Source organism: Algoriella xinjiangensis (assembly GCF_900115015.1).
Lineage (GTDB): Bacteria > Bacteroidota > Bacteroidia > Flavobacteriales > Weeksellaceae > Empedobacter > Empedobacter xinjiangensis.
Genome location: NZ_FOUZ01000006.1, coordinates 175714 through 194509, shown reverse-complemented (window position 1 = coordinate 194509; position 18796 = coordinate 175714). Strand labels below are relative to the sequence as shown.

The window sequence follows — 18796 nt, the reverse complement described above, 5'->3', positions numbered from 1 at the left end:
TTAAAAAGGTGTTTTTATATTTAGTTGGTTGCAAAAATCTATTATAGTTTGTTGGTTGGCTTGTAAATCTATATCCAACTGTTTTATATCTTCTGCAATCGCATTTACATCAATCGCTTCTTCTTCTTCAAACGTATCTACATAACGAGGTATGTTTAAGTTGTAATCGTTACTACGTACCTCATCAAGTGTTGCTAAGTACGAAAACTTATCAACCGTTGTTCTGTTTTTAAACGTATCTACAATAGCATTTATATGCTGTGGCAACAAAACATTTTGGTTTCCTTGTTTTTCAAAACCTTTACTTGCATCTATAAACAAAATATTTTCGTTGTCTTTTCGGCATTTTTTTAAAACCAAAATACAAGTGGCTATACCTGTACCAAAAAATATATTGGCTGGCAAACCAATTACAGCATCTATAGCGTTTAATTCTTCGATAAAATGTTTACGGATTTTTTCTTCGGTACTTCCTCTAAACAAAACGCCATGAGGTAAAACGGTTGCCATTGTTCCGTTTTCGGCTAAATGGTGGTACATGTGTTGTACAAAAGCAAAATCGGCTTTTCCTTTGGGTGCTAACGCTCCAAATTGAGAAAAACGTTCATCGTCCATAAACAATGCGTTGGCACTCCAATCGGCAGAAAAGGGTGGATTTGCAACAATGGCTTCAAATTGTTGTTCTTTGTGCTGAGGTCGTTCTAATGTATCATCGTTTTTAATATCAAACTTTAAATACGATACATCGTGCAAAATCATGTTCATTCGAGCCAAGTTGTACGTTGTTCTGTTCATTTCTTGCCCGAAAAACTGCCCAACCTCATCTACTTGTTTGGCTACACGCAAAAGCAAAGAACCTGAACCACACGTTGGGTCGTAAACCGATTTTAGTTTTGTTTTATCGGCAGTTACCAATTGTGCTAATATGGTAGAAACTTGCTGAGGTGTATAAAATTCGCCTGCTTTTTGTCCTGCACCTTCGGCAAACTTACCTATTAAATATTCGTACGCATCGCCTAAAACATCAGATTCTGTATTGGCTAAATCAAAATCAATTTCGTTTAAGGCATTCATTATTTTAGATATGGTTTGATTGCGCTCTAAAGGTGTTTTACCTATTTTTTGCGAGTTTAAATCAATATCATAAAACAAGTTATCAAAATCATCTTGCGATTCTGTTCCAAGTGTAGAACGCTCTATATTACGCAAAACTTTTTCTAAATCTTCTAAGATAAAAACATCAATACTTTCTTGGTTGTCATCTTCTGCTTTTGCGTTTCCTTTTTTAGCTAAAGTCGAAAACAATTCAGAAGGTTTTAAAAAATAACCAACCTTTTCTACTAAAATTGCTTTTAGTTCTTCTAAATCGGCATCGCCTTGCTCTGTACCTTCTTCAATATCAAAATAGGTAATTCCATCAGGTGCTAAAACTTCATTTACTTCTGTTAGTATTTTTTCTGAAAGGTATTTGTAGAAAATAAATCCCAAGATGTAATCTTGAAATTGATTCGCATTCATTTTACCACGTAGTATATTGGCTATATCCCAAAGTTTGCTCTCTAAGATTCGTTTTTGTTCTTCTGACATTGTATTGTTGTTATTATTGCCTAAAGATATTGTTTTTAAGAATGAAATAAAAAGGGAAAAAAGTAATTTTTAACTTATATAAAAAGATTATGATTTATAGCTAGTCTAAATTCATATCATTTTGATATAAACTATTTTATAAAAACCAATTTTTGTTAATAAAAATGTTAAGAAAACAATTGTCAAATTTTTATTGTTCGCTATGATGAAGATTTATATGCAAGACTTTTAGAAATATTAAGAGAAATAGAAAACCTCATCTAAGTGATGAGGTTGTAAGTACAATTATTTTTTTTGATTTTCTTCTATTGATTTTTTTACATTAAAACTAAATATATATTCATTAAGTACTCCTTCGACTTCTAATGGTAATAAAATTTTAACAGTTTTATCATCTATGTTTTCTTTTAAAAAGCTTTCTTTTTCTTCTTCATTATAAAGATATTTTTTAAATAAATTAGAAACTTCCCAAGAACTGCTACTAAAATAAACATTTTTAGCAGGAATAATAATATCTTCTAAATTAGCTTTTTTAATAATAATTGTTGGTGGTTGTGGTTTACTTGCATCAATATATTTTACTCCAGAATGAATAATTCTATTACTTGATGAATTCTCATCAATATATGAAGCTTCGTCCCATAAAATTTTAATAGAGGAATCTGATTTATTTTCTAATTTAAAATTAAAACTTTTAGATGTGTATAACCAAATAATTTTTATTAAATCATCTTCAAAGCTATACTTTGAATTACCATCTTCATCAAAAGATATTATCTTAGATTCTCCATATCTCTCTTTTGAATTTTGTGGTTTTTCAACTTCTTTTAATTTAACATCATTAATTGTAGTGTACAATGTTCCACAACTATTTAATGTTAAAAATGCTATAACAACAGCTAAAAACATTACTTTTCCTGAATACTTTTTCATATGTAAATTTTAATAATCAACAAATTTATTACTTCAAAACTAATTAAAAATACGGGAAACCGTAATTTAAAATTAATTCTTTCTCTTAGCCCCTTCTGTAAAACAGATACTTATTTCATTTTCTGTTTGTAATGGCTCTTCTCCACTTCCTAAATGAATAATATTAATCTTAGGAGATTCAATTGGATTTACTTGATTAATTTCAGTAGATTTTAGCTGAGGTATTACGAATTTAGATAATTGTAGTAATGCGTTGATTCTATCTTTAGGAGAAAGATCTTTTAAATCATCAGAAATGGTTTCAAGATTATCAGTAAGCAATTGATTAAATTTTTCTCTAATATCAGATGTTACTTTGTTCTCAACACCTTTTTTTCTTCCTCCAGTTTTAAATCCGTTAGCCATTATCTAAATATCTCTACTTTAGATAAAGTTACGAAATATTAAATTGCCTATATTTAACAAGAAATACCAGTAAGAATCTACTAAAAATATTTTCTGATATATGTTGATTATTGTTCTGTTTTAATCAATTCTGTACCCTATTTGTACCTTTTAAATTTAAAACCTTATTATTAGATGTTTTTCATTTTTTGTATCGGTAAGTAATTTTTAAAAATATAAAATATTGATTATTAAATAAATAGTCGGTTAATTAGTGATATCATTTATTAGTTTATCGCTTTTTTATTAAGCGTTATTTATCGTTATTTGCCTTTTTATTATTACTAATTTATATACGGTGTTGGATTCTGACTAAAAAGGTAAGAAATTCGTTTACTATGCTACTAAAATGAACAAAGTTGATAAGAATTGACCAGATTTGATAAGGTTATTCTGCAGTACTATTTTTTGTAATAACCGAAATAAAAAGTAAAATGAGTTTAATTAGAATAAAGCGAAAATGTAAAGAATGCAAAGAAGATTTTATAGCTAAAACAATTTCATCGGTTTACTGTTCTCGAAAATGTTATTTGAGAAACTACAAAATGATAAAAAAGAATGAAATCAAAATAATTCAAAAAATCAAAATCGTTCCGCTATTGAAGAAATTTCTACTAGAAGTTATGTTAACGATTAAAGAGGCTACTTTACTCTATCCAATTTTCGAAACAACTTATTCGTAGAGCGATTAAAAAAGATTTAATTAAAGCGATTAGAGTCGGAAATATATAGTGCGACGACACTGCAAACAAAAAAATCAAGACTTAAATTCAGTTTTCACACCTAACAAAAATAAACATCAATTCAACCGATCTCTAAACTCACTCGGAGTTACACCCAAAATAGTTTTCACATATCGTGTAAAAAATGAACGACTGCTAAACTCCATTTCGTCGGCAATTTCGGAAATGTTGAGATTTCTGTTTTGAAGCAAAAGTATAATGCGTTCTTTGGCGTGTCGCTTCACCCAATCTGAAGCAGTCATTCCTGAGTGAATTTTACAAAGATGATTGAGGTATTTTGCCGTAATATTTAATTCGTTGCTGTAAAATTGTACTTCCCGATGCTTTAAACAGTGTTGTTGAAGCAATTGTATAAATTGCTCGTACAAAGTTCCAGTTTGCAAACTATGCTTCCGCTGATCGTATTCATTGGCAAACGTATGCCACATTTCTAAGATAAATACTTGCATCTGCAACTTCAAAATTTCTTCATAAAAACGATGGTCGGCTTCTAAAAAACACTCGTTTAATCGTTTAAAATTCGTTAAGATTTTTTCTTTTATCGGTTTCGATTGAATATCTTTTATCGGATAAACCCGTGAATGCAATTGTGCATTTATGCTCCAACTTTGATCTGGAATATTATCCATCAAAAAGTCTTTTTCTACTAACAAAACAGACGCTTTAAAGTTTTTAGAAAATGCTAATCCCGACAAGTTACTTTCCGCAAACCAAAACAAAAACTGTCCACTTTTACAAACCATCTTTTGGTCGTTAAACATAAAATGAATACTTCCGCTATGGCAATACAAATGCGTATGGTACAGGTTTTTAAAATGATATGGAAAATCAAGTTCATTTTTTATTTCTAAAAATAAAACATCTGGCAATGCACTTTTACTCATCCGTATTTTTTAGCTAAAATAAGTAATATTTGACATTATTAACGCAATTAGTGTCATAAATAAGAATAGAAAATAAATTAATTTTGTTATATAAATAAAACAAAAGATGAGCAATACGGAAAATAACATATTTGAACGACTAAAAAAAGGTGAAACCATTTCATCAAACGACAACGAAGCCTATAAAATGCGTGAAGCTTCGTTTGCTACCAAAAAATTATTGGTGGAAATGAATAATGCTACAAATCCAGCAGAAATTAGAAATTTATTAAGCAAAATTACCGACACAGATATTGACGAAAGTGTAACCGTTTTTACACCATTGTACATCAATTACGGAAAACACACCAAAATCGGCAAAAATGTATTCATCAATTTCGACTGTGTTTTTCTGGATTTAGGCGGAATTACCATTGAAGATAATGTTTTGATAGCGCCAAAAGTGAGTTTACTTTCCGAAAGTCATCCTATTGAACCAACCGAAAGATATTCCTTAAATGTTGCTCCAATTCTCATCAAAAAAAATGCGTGGATTGGTGCCAACGCAACCATTTTACAAGGTGTAACGATAGGTGAAAATGCAGTTGTAGCAGCAGGTTCGGTGGTTTCAAAAGACGTTCCTGATAATACGATTGTAGGTGGAATTCCTGCAAAAATCATTAAAGAAATTTAAAATCAAATCTGACAATGAAAAATATAATTTCACTAACTTTCATTGCCTTTATGGCTATTTCGCAAGTCAATGCACAAAACAAATCTGACAAAAAATTAGCAGTTATGAAAACAAATATTCCAAAAATAAGCGAGTTCCCAACGGGAGAAGAAAACACAGGTTTTGCACACTATTTTACAGGAAAATCGTGGTTAGCTCCTTTAACGAAAGACAAAAATTTGAACGTTCCAATTGCAAATGTAACCTTCGAGCCTGGTTGCCGAAATAATTGGCACAGCCACACTGGTGGACAACTTTTGATTGTTGTTGGCGGCGAAGGTTTATATCAAGAAAGAGGAAAACCTGCAAGACATTTAAAACCTGGCGACATTGTAGAAATTGCTCCAAATATCGAGCATTGGCACGGTGCAACGGCTACAAGTTGGTTCTCGCATTTGGCTACGAACGGAAACCCGAATTCCAACGAAAATAAGTGGCTAGAACCTGTGACAGACGAGATTTATAAAGAAGCAAACAAAAAATAACGCTCAATTATGAACATCAGCAAATACCTAAAATGGACATCACTTTTTCTTCTCATTCTAAGTTTTACAAAAATGAACGCACAAAATAAAACCCCTTTAAATAGTCAGGAACAAAGTTTAGTCAAAATTTCTGCACTTACCGCAACTGGAAATATTGACGAATTGAAAATTCAATTAAACAACGGTTTAGACAATGGTTTAAGCATCAACGAAATTAAAGAAGCATTAACCCAACTCTATGCCTATTGCGGTTTCCCTAGAAGTTTGAATGCAATTTCTACTTTTAAAACGGTTTTAGATGATCGAAAAACCAAAGGAATTACTGATAAAGAAGGGAAAATAATTGTTGTAGAAAACAATCCATCTGACAAATATGAACAAGGTAGAAAAGTTTTGGAAGAGTTAACTAAAACTCCACAAACTAAACCAGCACCAGGTTTTGGAGAATTTGCACCTCGCATTGATGCTTTTTTAAAAGAACATTTGTTCGCGGATATTTTTGCAAGTGATGTGTTGAGTTTTCAGCAAAGAGAATTGGTTACCATTTCTGCATTGGCATCAATGTCTGGCGTTGAAGGTCAGTTGCAATCTCATATTACAATGGGAAAAAATACCGGAATTACAGATAATCAATTGGAAGAAATTTCAAATTTAATAGCGCAATCCGTTAGCGCAACACAAGCCAATACAATAAGAAAATTGATTTCAAAACCACCCATTCCCATCGTAAAACCAGAAATGATGGTTCGTATTTCTGAAATTGAAATTTTACCAGAATATTTAGAAGAATACAATGCAATTTTGAAAGAAGAAGCGGCTGTTTCAGTAAAAATTGAACCAGGAGTCATTGCTATTTTTCCAATGTATCAAAAGGAAAATCCACTTCAAATCAGAATTATAGAAATGTATGCGGATAAAACTGCGTATCAATCTCATTTGCTAACGCCACACTTTCTACATTACAAAACCACGACTTTAAAAATGGTAAAAGACCTAAAATTAATCGATATGGAAAGTTTGGATAAGGAAACAATGTTAGAGATTTTTAAAAAATTAAATTAGCGAGTCATGAAAAAATTAGCAATGATAATCGTCGCGTTACTGCTTTTTTCAGGGCAAATTAATGCTTAAAACAAAAATGAGTAGAATAATAAAACTAATTTATAGCTGAATATATTTGAATGAATAAGATATAAAAACATTAAAAATTATAACATAAAAAAACCTCGCTTTAGCGAGGTTATGAGGAAATGTAATTTTCCTATATAATTAGTGATATAAGTTTGTGTAAATTAAATTATAGCAGTTATTTTAAAAACTAATTTAAAAAATATCCACTACAATTTTTGTATTTGCAGATCCATCACTTACCGCAATGTGTGCCTCTAAAGCATTATCTAAAGTAAATTTTCGAGAATCGACTATTGGTTTTAATTTACCGTCTTCAATATATTGCGTTACTTGTTTTAGAACTTCGCCGTGGTGTTTTCTACCTTCACCAGAAAGCATCGGACGTAAAACAAATACACTATGCAAGTTAGCCGAACGAAGCGAACCAATAGCTAAATTATGTGTCCCGAAGGCAGCGCAACTACTAATATGACCGTAATGACGAACAGCTTTGAAAGAATTGTCCAATGTAGCGCCTCCAACGGTATCATAAATAACATCGAAACCTTTACCATTGGTGAATTCTGCTACATAGTTTTCTACTTCTGAAGTTGTATAATCAATTCCTTTTGCGCCTAAAGTTTCTACTGCTGCAATTTTGGAAGGAGATACTGTAGAAAATACTTCTGCTCCTAATATTTTTGCCAATTGAACTGCCATATGACCAACACCACCCGTACCACCATGAACCAATACTTTATCGCCTTTTTTAATCGTAAAACGATCAACTAAACCTTCCCAGGCTGTTAATATGTTTAGAGGAACTGCCGCAGCTTCTCTCATCGTTAAATTTTTAGGTTTTATCGCTAATAAATCGGCATCTACAGCGGTATATTCGGCTAATGTTCCTTGTAAACCTAATACACCACCAGCCAAACCATAAACTTCATCTCCAACTTTGAAATTGGTCACATTTTCACCTACTTCTTCAACGATTCCGGCAAGGTCGGTTCCTAAAACTGCTGGAAGAACAGGCGTTGCATAAGGTGCATTTTCAGTTCTAATTTTATTGTCGATTGGATTGATGCCGCTTGCTATAATTTTCACCAATACTTCTCCTGCTTTTGGAGATGGTTTATCTATTTGACGGTCTGTGAAGTCCGAATTATAGTTTTCTAAGACTAATGCTCTCATTTTTGTTGACATATTTTTTTGATTTAAATTTGTATTTATAAACCCAATTCTCTATTGGTACTTGTAATAATCCAAGTTTTTTGCTTATTCATACGCTCTTATTTTAATATGACAAAGATGAGGACAAATAGTTGATAGTAATTTTCTTTACAGCTCTTATTTGTATTCTTTTTGGCTCAATTGTTTAAACAAGATTTGTTCTAGAATCTGAAGGTGTTGTTCCGAAATATTCTTTAAAAATTCGTGAGAAGTGAGCTGTATTTTCAAATCCTAAAGTATAGCAAATGTCAGATATTGGGAGCGTACTGTGTTGTAAAAGTTCCATTGCTTTTTCGAGTCTTTTCTTCCGAATCCAATCTGAAGGAGCGATGTTGTAAATTGCTTTGAAATCTCTTTTGAAACTTGCGAGACTTCTGCCAGATAAGTAAGCCAGCTCGGAGAGAGAAATGGGCGAGGTGTAATTTTCTTCCATAATGCTCGATAAATCGAATTTTACAGGTTGTTTCATCTGCAATAATTGATGCAAAAGATGTTTGTCTGTACTCGAAATGTCATACAAAACTTCCAGGATTTTTAATTTCACCAATCCAGCATCAATGTTTTCAATTTCATTGAAATAAGGTTTTAATGACAATAAAAATGCTTGAATTCTTTCCTTCACAGGTTTTACCATAACGGTAACTTTCTCGGTTGTTTTGCAAGATTTTATCTCAGCCATTTTCATAAAGCTAAGAATGCATTCATCTTTTAGGAAAATCATTAAGCTATCATAAATATCTCCATTGAGTGCATCTCCGCTTTTATCGTATTCAATTAAACTCGCCTTTGGAAATAAAATCATTTCATTTTTCCTCACGGTGAATTTTGAATTCCCGTGCGTTAATGTGTTTTCGCCTTGAAGTACAAAAAGTAATAAATGATCTTCTAGTAACATACTGCCTTTGCTTCGAGTGGTACGAATGCAAGTTTCTACCACAGAGGATCCATCAACTTGTAATACTCTTTGGTTAAAAGGCGGTTTGGTTAAATCGGCTGGAACTTTAATTGACTTCATATCGGCAAAGGTAATCTAATCTTTTAAAATCGAGTTTACTTTTTGGCTCATAAGAGTATACTAAATGGTTCTATTTGAAAGTTTAGAATTGAAAAAATAACGATATCTAAATCACTAGAAAATTGTAAATATTTCATTTTGATAATTGTTGATCAAGTATTGTAGCTACATCTTTAAAATAGAAATTTAAAAAGTAAAAGATAAAATTTCATTCGGTAATTTGGAGTTTCTTTAAGGAGAATTTAAAATAAGAATTGAATAAGAAAACTTCATTCTTAATGCTACTCACTTTTATGACTCTATTTATTTGTTGTGTATCGTCTTAAGTTCTGGAAACACTACGGTTGCTTTTGAAATAGAATAGCAAAACCGAACTCATAAAACTATTAGGAATAATTATTTAGTTAAGCTTAAAGGGTTTGGTAAAAGACAAGTAGAAAGTTTTTAATTTTCGTTTTGTACTTTGGTAGAAATTTGTACTTTAGCTGAACTGAAGTGCTTCAGAATCCACACTTCAGCAATACTGAAAACGTTAGCGGATATATTTCCAAACCAGAATTCAAGAATGACACCAGAATTAAAAAATATTGAAAAGCAAATAAAAAAAAATCACAAGTTTGCTTTTACACCAAAGTATAAATCTGAATTTCAGACTCAACTTTCAGAAAAAGCATTTTTTGCGATAACAAATCAAACATTTGAAAAATTAGATTGGGACATAATTTATGTAGATGAACATTCTATTGAAGCTAAAAGAAAAGCTAAAAGCTTAGGAATGAGTCAATATACAGAATCGATTATTGTTTCTTTTAATTATGGTAAAGTAACAGTAAAAAGCGAATCTCTAGGAAATGAATTTTGGGATAATGGACGAAATTCAAAAAGAGTTCATCTTTTTATTCACGTTTTTCAAGATATCGAAAAAAATTACAATCGAGAAGAATTAAAAAAACTCGAAAAGGAACAAGAAGCAAAAGAGAATTGGGATGATTATCAAATTCCCCTTGAACTTCCAAATCCTAACTCTATACGTAGAGCAAATATTGTTTTTCCAATTGTATTAGCAGTCATTACAGCTCTAATATTAGCATTCTTAATTGCAAAAATATCTATAACAGGAAAATATATAATATTCCTTTTTGAATTTATTGTTGGTTTAGCTTTAGCATATTCATTAAAATTAGGAATTAAATTAGGGAATTATACAAATTTTAATAAATTGAGAATTATACTAATTGTATCAATTGTTATCGTTTTTATAGGAAATCAGCTATTTCAATACAATATAATTTTATCTGAAAACAATTTAGATAGAATTGGATTTTTTGAATTTTTAAAACTTAGACTTGAACAAGGTTTGATTATTAAAAGTTTAAATGTTGGTACAATTGGTTTAATAATTTGTTGGCTTCTTCAATTAGGCTTAACCTTTGTATTTGGATATTTAAACTTAATTCGATTTTTAATTTCTTATGTAGTTAAAAGAATTCCAACAGAAGTTATTGACTTTGCATTTTATCATTTTGTTAAAGGTAAAGATGAATTTCAAGTTAGAGCTGAACTTTCTTCTTTAGGTTGGAGTAATGAAAAAAATCAAAACGAAGTCTTTGAAGCTTTAGATGGAATTCAAGGAAACAATGAGATGAACAGAACAACATAAAATACTTCCAAGGTATTGCTAAAAGACGTGCGGAAATTTTTTATTTTCCGCTTCGTACTTTTGTAGAAATTTGTATTTTAGTTGAACGTTTCGACTTTGAAATGCGCGTTTTCGCAAAGCACCGAAACCCTAGCCAACATTTTGTAAAAATTGAGTATGAAAAGTAAAATCCTGATTTTTTTATTAATTTTTATTTTTGTCGTTAATTGTAAACAAAAACGAATAGAAACAGAAAATCCTCAAATTTCGGAAGCAAATAATTCAATTAAAAATACCAAGATTGATTATGGAAAAAATTTCTTTGACTTTGATGAAGTTGATTATTATTCAATTGTCATTAATGAAGATGACGCAACGAAATTACTTGATAATCATATCTCAAAACTTGATGAAAAAAGATATAATCTCATTATGAATCCTCAATTCCCAGGACTGTTAAGTGAAATTAAACTTATTGGAAATTTTCAAGAATTAGGATTCAAAAAATCAACAATAAGACCTGACAAATTCTCTAAATTGAATAAGATATTTATAGAAAAAAGTGAGCAAGACGGAATTTCTGCTGCCTGTATTCCAATATTTAGAGATATATTAATTTTTAAGAAGGAAAATAAAATTACGGGTTTCACAAAAATCTGTTTTGACTGCCATCAATATCATATTATTGGTACGAATGCGGATACTAAAAATTTTGGAGAAGGTCAAGATTACGAAAAATTAGGGGAAATCTTATATGATAAATAAAATAGACTTTATCTTTTATCTAACAAGAATAAATGATAAGTGGTATTTGTCTGCAATTGATAGAAATGAAGTTTTGTACTGCATAAGTAATAACAACTTGAAAATAGAAGAAAAAGAGATGGTCAGTATAATATTGACCATCTCTTTTTATTTGCCTTATTTAGCCAACCAATGCGAACAGCTGGACTATTTTCAAAGGTTATTTACACTAAACTTTTTGCTATTTTATTGCTCGGATTAAGATATATGCTATTTTAAGCATTTAATTGCAACTGCTAGTAGTAATAAAGTAGCTGTTTGTTTGGGATTTCAAGACTATTCTCAACTTATTCGTGATTATGGAGATAAAGAAGCAAAGGTTATTCAAAATACCGTTGGTAATATTTTTAGTGGACAAGTAGTTGGTGAAACGGCTAAAAGCCTTTCCGAACGATTTGGAAAAGTTCTGCAAAAACGTAAAAGTTTAACCATTAACAGAAATGATAAATCAACTTCTATTTCTACTCAATTAGACAGTTTAATTCCAGCTTCTAAAATTTCAACACTAACCCAAGGGATTTTTGTAGGTGCTGTTTCTGACAATTTTGAAGAGCGTATTGAACAGAAAATATTTCATGCAGAAATTGTTGTTGACCATGTAAAAGTAACTTCAGAAACTAAAAAATATAAAAAAATTCCTCAAATCAGATCATTTAACGATGAAAATGGTATTGATCAAATGAAACAACAAATTGAATCGAATTATAGACAGATTAAATTGGATGTTTTAAGTATTATTGAAACTGAACTTGAAAGAATTGGGGATTCTAATGAAGTTTAGTAAAGAATAATTATATTTTAATTTATATCGAAAAATTATAAAATTTGGATTTAAAATTTATAAACTAATGTGAACTAAATATTAGTCGAAGAATTTATAAAAAATACTAAATTTGGCTTTGTTAAAATATATGGACAAAACCAACATATTATATTTAGAATCTTTATTCGGCATTTTCCTCGTCGTATTTCTTGCATTTTTTTTATTTATTGTAAAGACTAAAAACAAACTTGCAAATTGGCTTCTTGCCTTTTTTCTTTTTACAAATGCTGTTGATGCTTTGAAATTTTTGATCCATGATTTTCCGGTCAATTACATGAACCTCGAAGCATTTCGTTGGAGTTTTAATTATTTGGTTCCGGCTGCCTTTTATCTTTATGTACTGTCGGTCTGTTATTCCAATTTCCGATTAAAACCTAAACATTTATGGCATACCATTCCGTTTGTTGCTTTCAATTTATATATGGCATATGGGATATATTTTGAAGATCGAGCTTCTAAAATATACTTCATCAATACTTTGAGTGAATCTCACATTATGCAGTTTTTTCATATTCTTTTTGAAGTACTATTTCAAGTCTATTTTATTGCTTCATTTTTGGTGATTAGAAAATCTAAAACCGTCTATCTTGAGAATTATACGAATCCAAACATCTCCATACTTAATGCTCTTTACAAAATAACAATACTATATTATGTGTTACATTTTATCGTTTTAATTCGGTGGTTGGTTACTTTCACCTTTGGTTCTGGAGAATTAAGACAATGGATAGTTACGCTTGATGCTTTTGCTTTTTTATTTTGTACATGTTGGTATTTATTTGTTGCGCTAAACAAACCTGAATTTTTTAGAGGAGTTAGTTCGCAATTGAAACCAATAACTGAAAGTGTACCGAAACAAAAAATGTTTACCGAAATTGATGAAGAAAAAAATATGCAAATCGAATCTTTAAAAAATTTTATGGTTAAAAATGAACCTTATCTCGATTCTTCATTAACAATTCAGGATTTGGCAGAACAAGTAAATATGCCTGTTAAAGATTTATCGACTTTGATTAATTTGTATATGAACAAACACTTTTTTGATTTCATTAATCAGTATCGGATTGAAAAAGCCAAAGATATATTGAAAGATTCCTCTAAAAAAGAACTCACTATTTTAGAAGTTCTTTATGAAGTCGGTTTCAATTCCAAATCATCATTCAGTACTTCATTTAAAAAATATACAGGACAAACACCTACTGAATTTAGAAAAAGTTCTTATTAAAGGTTGATTTTATTGAAAAATACGTTCGACTTTTTTTAATCGGTCGCGTATTAAGATGTTCTGACGCATATTTGCATCAAATTAATTATTCTCCAGATACTCTGAAATATTCAAAAATATTGTGTGAGAATCTTATAAATAAGATGCAAAAAAACTCTTGATAGAGTTGTTTAAAAACAACAGATAAATTCAAAATTGAAACTATGAAAAACATTATTTTTTTACTGTTAAACATTATTTTTTTTAACCAAATTATTTCTGCTCAGCAACTAAATAATATAAAGGAAACAAAAAATATTCAGCAAGTCTCTCATAAAAAAAATCAAAACTATACCGATCAAATAGATGCTTTAATGTCAAAATCTTATGAAAGAGGTCTTTTCAATGGAAATGTTTTGGTTGCTAAAAATGGTGAAATCATTTATAAAAAATCATTTGGTTTCACAGATGAAACAAAACAAACTAAATTAACTGATAAGTCAATATTTAATATTGGTTCTATTGCAAAGGAATTTAATGCCGTTTCTATTATGATTTTGGCGGAAGATGGACTTCTTAATCTTGATGATCCTATTTCTAAATATAATTTGGATTTACCAAAATGGGCAGAAAAAGTGACTGTTAGACATCTTCTAAATTATGCCAGCGGCATTCCTAGAATTGAAAACGGTCTCATAGTTCCCAAAAATGATGAAGAAGCATGGAAAGTTTTAAAGAAAACAGATACTTTACTGTTTGAACCTGGTACTGGTTATAGGTATGACAATGGCAATGTTTTTTTGCAAAGAAGAATCATAGAAAAAGTCAGTGGAATGTCTTATCAAGAATTTGTTACTAAGAACATTGTTAAACCACTGAAAATGAATAATTCGGTATCTGATCCTAAATTTGCGTATAAAAACAGAACCTCTTGTTATGATATGGACAATGTCAGATGTCCGGAAATTGAATTTATAAGTGGTTGGCTTTGGGTAGATATCAATGATTTTTACAAATGGCTGGATGCAATGAAGCATAACCGTTTAATATCCAAAGAATCTTTTCAAACGCTGTTAAATAATCCATACGCAAAAGACGAAGGCGGTTCTCTTGGTACCTATTTAGAAAATGAAGATTTGCAACGCCACAATGGTATTTCCTATAAATTTGAATCTATTTTTTTAAGTGATTTCAAAAATGATATTACCATCATTCTGATGTCTAATAATCGAAATATAGTTTGGAATTTGGGCCATACAATTCATGATTTAATGCTAGATAAAAATTATGAAATCCCTAAAAAATCTATTTATCAGAGCATAAGAAAAGTAGCTCAAAGTGATATGAATAAAGCGATTGAAACATATTTTTTGCTGAAACAAAATTCTAAGAATGAATATAGCTTTGAAAATCCAAGCGAACTGAATACCTTAGGATATGAATTACTAAGATTGGGAAAAATAAATGAATCAATTGAAATATTCAAATTAGCTGTAAAAGAATTTCCTAAAAACCCGAATGTAATGGATAGTTTAGGAGAAGCTTATTTCACCAACAAACAATATGATTTGGCACTAGAATGCTATAAAAAAGCAATCAACCAAGGTGGAACCAACGGCAATTCTGAGAAAATGATCGAGAAAATAGAGTACGAAATCATCAAAAAATAATCTATCGGATTTTTATAAACCTATAAACTAAGCTATGTAAATTTATTACTTGGCTTTTTATTAGTTCAGATAAAAATAATCCTAAGTAGTTACTTGATGCGATTAATTTTCCATCCGCATAAGTTATGAGTTTGTATTTGGAAATCATTTTATCTTTATTTGCAAATAATTTCGATCGATCTGAAATTACTATATCTGTTGAAGTAAAGACAAAATTATTCATTTCAAGGGTTTTTAAGATGTATTTTATGCAAATAGTTTCATTAAAAAATAACAAATGAATTTAGAAATATTATAAAATAAAAAATGAATACGATAAAAGAGCGAAATATCATTATCGATAATCCAGAAACAAAATCTTTTTTAGCAGATTGTTTTTATCCAGATATGGAAGGGCAATTTCCTTTGCTAATTTTTGCACATGGTTACAAAGGTTATAAAGATTGGGGAACGTTTGATTTGATGGCAGATGAATTTGCTAAAGCAGGATTTGTATTTGTTAAATTTAATTTTTCGCATAACGGAACAACAATCGAAAATCCAAAAGATTTTGACGATTTAGAAGCTTTCGGAAATAATACATATTCTAAAGAAATGTCTGATTATCAAAAAGTAATTGATCATTTTGAGAAACATCCAAAAGTTGATGCTTCAAAAATAATTTTAATTGGGCATAGTAGAGGAGGAGGAGATACAATTTTGCAGGCATATAAAGACAATCGTGTAAAAGCGTTAATAACACTTGCAAGTATTGATAGTTTTGCAGCTCGTTTTCCTAAAAATGATCGGTTAGAAGATTATAAACAAAAAGGAGTTTTTTACGTAGAAAATGCACGTACAAAACAACAAATGCCACATTATTATTCGTTTTATGAAGATTTCAAAAAGAACAAAGAAACTTTGAATATACAATTTGCTGCACAACATCTTAAAAAATCGTATTTAATTGTTCATGGTACAAATGATGAAGCCGTAAAAAGTAAAACGGCAGATTTGTTACATAGTTGGGCAAAAAATTCTGAATTATTAATTATCCAAGATGCAAACCATACTTTTGGAGGAAAAGAGCCTTGGAATGAACCTATTTTACCAATACATTTGCAAGAAGTAACAGAATATTGTACTAAATTTTTAAAAAATATAGGATAAAATTTCTATTTAACATCTGTTAAGAAAATTATGGCATAGAATTAGTATTAGACAAAATATCTAATAAATAGGAAATAAATAATATGTCTACATCTAGAAAAAATCATGTTTCTAAGAGCGGAATAAGTCTTGGAGGTTTAAGAATAAAATTAGTTGATATTCTAATCGCCGCTTCTATATTTGTGTTGCTTGTAGTTGCAATGATGTAATAGTAATAGTTAACAAAAAACAAAAGAAAGCACTTTTCATTATTTTGAAAAGTGCTTTCTTTTTATATCCTCATGCTAAAATTAAGCTTTCTAAAGATAATCAAATAATTTAGATAAACGCTATTATTCTATATTTTTATGAATATTTATTTAAGAAAGACGTTTAATTTGAACTATAACTTGTTTTAACTGTAATATTTGCAGTTTTTTGACGAGAAGTTGTATTTAAAGCTCCACCAGACGAATATTCTTCGTTATCATTTTTACCAGTAATCTGAAAAATTCCTAAATCTGCTTTTTGTAGTTTTCCTAAATTTCCACCAGATTTTGTTGCAATATTTTCTGCGCGTTGTTTTGCGTTTTCAGAAGCTTGCGCAATTAATTCTAATTTTAAATCTTCTAATTTAGAGTAATAATAATTTGGATTTGAAGAACTTAATTCAATTCCTTGGCTAATTAAATTTGAAATTTCGCGCGATGCTTTCTCAATTTTATCCAATTCTTTTGATTCAATTGTAGCATCTTGCGACAAATTATAACCCGTAAATTGGCTGATAGAAGCTCCGTTGCTATCAGTGCCGTACTGAAAATCTTTTGAGATATTAACAGCTTCAAAAACAATTTCATTTGGTTTAATTCCTTGCGAAATCAAGAAATTTTTAACCACAATTTGATCTGCTTTTAATTGATCGGAAGCAACTCTTAAGTCAAAATCTTTTCGACTAAAAGTAGCACGCCATTTTACAAGATCTGCATTAAAATCTTTTAACGCATTACCTGTAACATTGATAGATTCGGAAGTTTTAAATTTATATTTGTAGGCATTTCCTAAGATAAAAGCTCCAATAACAAGACCTATTGCTAAAATAGAGGCAACAATGACAGAAAATTTATTCATAATAGTTTGGTTTTAAGTAAAAATACAAAAATTATGAATATTTTAAATCACTATTTATGGCTAAATTAAGCCAATAAAACTGGAAATTCTTGGTCGATAATAAAAATAACTAAATCACCACTTTCAAACTCAATTGTTACTTTATCATCAATTGATTTATTTCGAGTTCCGATGCGAGAAAGTAGGTTTAAATCTTCTTTATTTAGTGGAAATTCTAATCCTTTTGTTGTGATGTTTTTACATTCTGGAAAAGGAATTAAAGAAATTGTTCGTCCAAAATAACCTTCTAATTCGGTATATTTTTCTGCAAAAAAATAAGAACTATAATTATCGTAAAAAACAATGTTCAGTTCATTCTTGAAACGAAAAGCAGCATTAAGATTACCTAAAAAATGATCTTGTTGACGACCACTTGCACCAAAAACATCAATATTTGTAAATCCTTTTTCTTGTATTATAGTTAGTATTTTTACAAAATCAGTGTCATTTTGATCTGGAGTTGTAATAATTTCGATATCTGTCGGAAAATCTTTTAACTCAATCGAATCAAAATCTCCAGAAATAACATCGGGTTTTATATTTAAATTTTTTAAATAGCGAAATGCTCCATCTGTACAAAAAATCATTTCATAATTTGATGTATCAGGTAGAATTGTTGGCACTTCGCCATTCAAAAATAAGAGTACTTTATTCACCAGGAATCCATTTTACTTCTTCGTGGTTATTATCTGAGGCAATTTTGCGACCTAAAACAAATAAATAATCAGAAAGACGGTTTAAGTATTTTTGTAATTCAGGACGAATTTCTTCTACGTCAGCTAAGCCAACTGTTAAACGTTCTGCACGACGGCAAATGCAACGCGCAACGTGTGCGTGAGATGCAGCTTGATTTCCGCCTGGTAAAATGAAATGAGTTAATTGCTCTAATTGACTTTCCATATCATCAATCCAAGTTTCTAACTGTATAATATCTTCTTCTGTTACGGTTCTCGGAATGCGAGGTTTACCATTTGCCAAATATAATTTGTCTACTGGTGTAGCCAATTCTGCTCCAAGGTTGAATAAATCTTTTTGAATGATGATAATTTCTTCTTCAAAAATTGGATCTATTTCATAAGAACGAATCAAACCTAAATATGAGTTTAATTCGTCAACAGTTCCGTAAGATTCTATTTTTAAACTATGTTTAGAAACTCTGGTTCCGCCGTAAAGTCCGGTTGTTCCTTTGTCTCCTGTTTTAGTATATACTTTCAT

Annotated in this window: 18 protein-coding genes and 1 pseudogene; 10 read left to right on the top strand and 9 right to left on the bottom strand. The window is 30.0% G+C overall.

Features of this window, described 5'->3' with window-relative positions:
* From BM072_RS07495 to BM072_RS07475, 4 genes are all read right to left on the bottom strand, one after another.
* A complete protein-coding gene (locus tag BM072_RS07495; protein ID WP_092908041.1) occupies positions 1–1587 on the bottom strand; it encodes a type I restriction-modification system subunit M in 1587 nt (528 codons plus the stop codon).
* Between the two features lie 285 nt (positions 1588–1872).
* The gene (locus BM072_RS07490) at positions 1873–2520 is read right to left on the bottom strand and encodes a hypothetical protein (protein WP_092908040.1); all 648 of its coding nucleotides are present in this window, start codon (positions 2518–2520) and stop codon (positions 1873–1875) included.
* Positions 2521–2592: 72 nt separating this feature from the next.
* On the bottom strand, positions 2593–2925 hold the full coding sequence (locus BM072_RS07485) for a hypothetical protein (protein ID WP_092908039.1): 333 nt from the start codon (positions 2923–2925) through the stop codon (positions 2593–2595).
* An 838-nt stretch (positions 2926–3763) separates the two neighbouring features.
* Positions 3764–4591: a helix-turn-helix domain-containing protein gene (locus BM072_RS07475; protein ID WP_092908037.1), complete on the bottom strand. Its 828-nt coding sequence runs from the start codon at positions 4589–4591 to the stop codon at positions 3764–3766.
* A 106-nt stretch (positions 4592–4697) separates the two neighbouring features.
* Here BM072_RS07475 and BM072_RS07470 point away from each other — a divergent pair, with 106 nt between their 5' ends.
* The 3 genes from BM072_RS07470 (at position 4698) to BM072_RS07460 (ending at position 6850) form a co-directional block, all read left to right on the top strand.
* A complete protein-coding gene (locus BM072_RS07470; protein ID WP_092908036.1) occupies positions 4698–5264 on the top strand; it encodes a sugar O-acetyltransferase in 567 nt (188 codons plus the stop codon).
* Positions 5265–5278: 14 nt separating this feature from the next.
* Positions 5279–5788, top strand: coding sequence for a cupin domain-containing protein (locus tag BM072_RS07465; RefSeq protein ID WP_092908035.1), 510 nt, complete (start codon positions 5279–5281; stop codon positions 5786–5788).
* A gap of 72 nt (positions 5789–5860) precedes the next feature.
* The gene (locus BM072_RS07460) at positions 5861–6850 is read left to right on the top strand and encodes a carboxymuconolactone decarboxylase family protein (RefSeq protein ID WP_177190276.1); all 990 of its coding nucleotides are present in this window, start codon (positions 5861–5863) and stop codon (positions 6848–6850) included.
* A 261-nt stretch (positions 6851–7111) separates the two neighbouring features.
* On the opposite strand, the gene BM072_RS07455 is transcribed toward BM072_RS07460, so the two are convergent.
* Both BM072_RS07455 and BM072_RS07450 read right to left on the bottom strand, forming a co-directional pair.
* Complete coding sequence (locus BM072_RS07455) at positions 7112–8092, bottom strand: zinc-dependent alcohol dehydrogenase family protein (RefSeq protein WP_092908069.1); 981 nt, start codon at positions 8090–8092, stop codon at positions 7112–7114.
* Positions 8093–8276: 184 nt separating this feature from the next.
* The gene (locus BM072_RS07450; protein WP_092908033.1) at positions 8277–9146 is read right to left on the bottom strand and encodes a helix-turn-helix domain-containing protein; all 870 of its coding nucleotides are present in this window, start codon (positions 9144–9146) and stop codon (positions 8277–8279) included.
* A gap of 565 nt (positions 9147–9711) precedes the next feature.
* On the opposite strand from BM072_RS07450, the gene BM072_RS07445 reads away from it, so the two are divergent.
* From BM072_RS07445 to BM072_RS15585, 7 genes and pseudogenes are all read left to right on the top strand, one after another.
* Positions 9712–10806, top strand: a complete 1095-nt coding sequence (locus BM072_RS07445) for a hypothetical protein (protein ID WP_092908032.1) — start codon at positions 9712–9714, stop codon at positions 10804–10806.
* Between the two features lie 156 nt (positions 10807–10962).
* On the top strand, positions 10963–11550 hold the full coding sequence (locus BM072_RS07440) for a hypothetical protein (protein ID WP_092908031.1): 588 nt from the start codon (positions 10963–10965) through the stop codon (positions 11548–11550).
* Between the two features lie 259 nt (positions 11551–11809).
* Positions 11810–12370 (top strand): annotated as a pseudogene (locus BM072_RS07435) (TraM recognition domain-containing protein); the annotation flags it as partial.
* Positions 12371–12500: 130 nt separating this feature from the next.
* A complete protein-coding gene (locus tag BM072_RS07430; RefSeq protein ID WP_092908029.1) occupies positions 12501–13637 on the top strand; it encodes a helix-turn-helix domain-containing protein in 1137 nt (378 codons plus the stop codon).
* A gap of 203 nt (positions 13638–13840) precedes the next feature.
* The gene (locus BM072_RS07425; RefSeq protein WP_092908028.1) at positions 13841–15286 is read left to right on the top strand and encodes a serine hydrolase domain-containing protein; all 1446 of its coding nucleotides are present in this window, start codon (positions 13841–13843) and stop codon (positions 15284–15286) included.
* A 306-nt stretch (positions 15287–15592) separates the two neighbouring features.
* Entirely contained in the window at positions 15593–16435 is an 843-nt protein-coding gene (locus tag BM072_RS07415) for an alpha/beta hydrolase family protein (RefSeq protein WP_092908026.1), read from the top strand.
* An 83-nt stretch (positions 16436–16518) separates the two neighbouring features.
* Positions 16519–16644, top strand: coding sequence for a hypothetical protein (locus BM072_RS15585; RefSeq protein ID WP_260562323.1), 126 nt, complete (start codon positions 16519–16521; stop codon positions 16642–16644).
* 163 nt (positions 16645–16807) lie between these two features.
* Here BM072_RS15585 and BM072_RS07410 read toward each other — a convergent pair whose 3' ends face one another.
* The 3 genes from BM072_RS07410 to BM072_RS07400 all read right to left on the bottom strand — a co-directional run bounded on the left by BM072_RS07410 (position 16808) and on the right by BM072_RS07400 (position 18796).
* Positions 16808–17542 (bottom strand): SIMPL domain-containing protein, encoded by a 735-nt coding sequence (locus tag BM072_RS07410; RefSeq protein ID WP_092908025.1) that lies wholly within the window; start codon positions 17540–17542, stop codon positions 16808–16810.
* A 65-nt stretch (positions 17543–17607) separates the two neighbouring features.
* Entirely contained in the window at positions 17608–18237 is a 630-nt protein-coding gene (locus BM072_RS07405; protein WP_338061009.1) for a thiamine diphosphokinase, read from the bottom strand.
* Positions 18230–18796 carry a cob(I)yrinic acid a,c-diamide adenosyltransferase gene (locus tag BM072_RS07400; RefSeq protein WP_092908023.1) on the bottom strand — a complete coding sequence of 189 codons (567 nt, stop codon included), beginning with the start codon at positions 18794–18796 and terminating at the stop codon, positions 18230–18232. The genes BM072_RS07405 and BM072_RS07400 overlap by 8 nt, the downstream gene beginning before the upstream one ends.